The following is a 2,412-nucleotide window of genomic DNA, read 5'->3' as shown; positions in this document are numbered from 1 at the left end:
CTTAAAGTTCAGATCGCCCCGATACCCTTCGTATTCCCGGTCATCCATCATGTGTCCCACACTGGCTTGATGGGGATGCAATCCCGTGAGTAATGACGCCCGCGTGGGGCAGCACCGCGCTGTGTTGTAAAATTGGGTGAATCGCAACCCATTGGCAGCAAGTCGATCTAAATTTGGCGTGTGGATTTCACCTCCGTAACATCCAATATCAGAATACCCCATATCGTCGTTCATAATCAGCAAAATATTTGGTCGCTCTGCCATTCGAGATCTCCTTGTGTGAGGGGATTAAAAACTGTCAGCAGAGTCAAAATACAAAATACAAAGTATTTTCACAATGCCCGCGTGCAGGGGTAAAATAAAAGCCAGTTCACTAGCTGAGAGGTCAAATGTAGAGTATTACGCCCAGAGTTAGTAACCACAGCGCGCAGGCGATCAGGAGGGGGATATCGCCTAATACGGTGGAGGTGGGGTTGCCGCCCCCGTCTTTTTTGTAGATGAGATAGAGGTAGCGCAACATACCGTAGATCACAAAGGGTATGGTGAGGTTGAGGTATTGGGTGTCGAGTTTTTCAATGACTTCGGGCGACATGGTGTAAAGCGCGTAGGATACCAGTGCACCTGCCGTGACGATGGCGATCATCTGGTCGAGAAATTGTGGGGAATATTCTGCGAGGATGCGGCGGTGGGTGCTGGCATCTCCTTCGAGCAGGGCGAGTTCATGCCGGCGCTTGGCAAAGCCGAGAAATAGTGCCAGCAGCATGGTACAGAGGATGAACCAGGAGGAGATGGCGACCTGAATCGCCACTGCACCTCCGATGGCGCGCAGAAGAAATCCCGCGGCGATGATCATGACATCGAGGATGACGATGTGTTTGAGGTACAGCGTATAGGCGATGTTCAGTACTGCATAGATGAGGATGACGATGCCAAAATGGGGATGTACGTAAAATCCCCCAATCAGGGCGATCAGGGCGAGGAGGATAGCGGCGATGGCGGCGACAGAGATACGCAATGCACCCGAGGCTATTGGGCGATGGCGTTTCAGAGGATGCTGGCGGTCGTTTTCTCTGTCTCGGATGTCGTTGAATAGATACGCTGCGCCAGAAATGAGGCAAAAACAAACAAGAGCCAGACCGCCTTGAAGGAGGTCGTTGGGTTCAAAAATGCGTTTGGTAAAAACGAGTGCGGCCAGCACAAAGACATTTTTGACCCATTCGCGCGGACGCATCGCGTGGATGAGTTGAAGCATAAGCGTTAAAACGGCAAAAAGTGCTCCGCCAGTTTATAGGCGGAGCACTGAATTGCGAGAGGTGGTTTTACAATGACAGACCAAAATAGAAGCGCGTCCCACTTACCTCTTCGATGATCTCAGGATTGTTGCGGGCTGGGACTTCGAGTTTGGTGGGGCGGGCGACGATGAAATAGCCGAACAGGGGCAAGCGGTAATGTGAAAATATCTGGAATCGGATTTCGGCGCCGTAGTCGAATAGGAAAGAGTCTTTGAATTTGTCCCATCGCCCACTGTGTAATTCTTCGTTTACGTCAAAAATATCGCCGAGACTGGCGGCATTGGATACGCCGCCAAATTCAAAGAAGAGCGAGGCGTAAATTTTGTCGAAGAAGAGGGGCGGGAGTTCCGCGCCAATGCGCTTGAAGATGGGCAGGGTCAGCGTGGTGCGACCAAAGAGGGCTTTGCCGCCTGCGATTGTGAAATACGGATAGCCGCGCAAGGTGCCCAGACCGCCCAGATAATAGCGCAGGGGGTAATAGAATACGCCTTCGAATGTGCCGCCCTCTTGTTGCACTTCTTTGACATAGCTGTCTTTGTAGGCTCCAAAGATCTGGAGTGCGAGTGTAGAGCGGCCGACGAGCGGGATAAATTCGTTGAAGGAGGCGATGTATTCGTTGAATCCCACGTTGACTTTATCGCCCCGGAAAAATGCGGGTGATAGGTCTTCACCGATTGGATCCGGGACAAAGTCCTCGTTCACATCGGGCGCGCGGGCAAGTGAATCTATTACGGTTGCATTGATGCGCCGATAGCGGAAGGATAATGCGCGACCGCCCGATGGGTTGATGTAGAGGTCAGGGGCGGGTTTGAGGGTGATGTAGCTCCAACCACCCATCCATTCGTTACTTTTGAAGAAGTCGAGTTCTTTGTAGAGAAAATCGTCGAGAAGGGTTTCTTGCGATGCATAGCCCGGGCCGGGGATTTGATCGGTGATGTCTTCAACAGCACCGGTCCCCAAATCGGTCTGAAAGACGCGCGAGCTGTCGTGAAGGACCTGGACGGCGTGCAGGTTCTCAGAATACTTTCGGTAGCCATAGGCTATACTGAAAGAGTGTCCGCGGCCTGCTCCCATTTGGGCGCCTATCGTAAAGTCGGAGAAAACATCCTTAAAATCGTCT

General features: G+C 52.0%; 3 protein-coding genes. All 3 read right to left on the bottom strand.

The window, feature by feature from the left end:
• Positions 1-264: sulfatase-like hydrolase/transferase (locus tag OXH16_04470; GenBank protein MCY3680627.1), on the bottom strand; the 264-nt coding region annotated here is incomplete at its 3' end.
• Positions 265-385: 121 nt separating this feature from the next.
• Entirely contained in the window at positions 386-1,252 is an 867-nt protein-coding gene (locus OXH16_04465; protein MCY3680626.1) for a decaprenyl-phosphate phosphoribosyltransferase, read from the bottom strand.
• Between the two features lie 67 nt (positions 1,253-1,319).
• The coding region (locus OXH16_04460) for a hypothetical protein (protein MCY3680625.1) at positions 1,320-2,412 on the bottom strand (1,093 nt) is incomplete at its 5' end.

The sequence above is a fragment of the Gemmatimonadota bacterium genome (genome assembly GCA_026705765.1).
Taxonomy (GTDB): Bacteria; Latescibacterota; UBA2968; order UBA2968; family UBA2968; genus VXRD01.
This window is presented reverse-complemented; position numbering and strand designations above follow the sequence as displayed.

Coding starts and splice junctions, on each gene's coding strand:
- OXH16_04465 (MCY3680626.1), bottom strand. CDS start 1,252: ATGCTTCAACTCATCCACGCGATGCGTCCGCGCGAATGGGTCAAAAAT.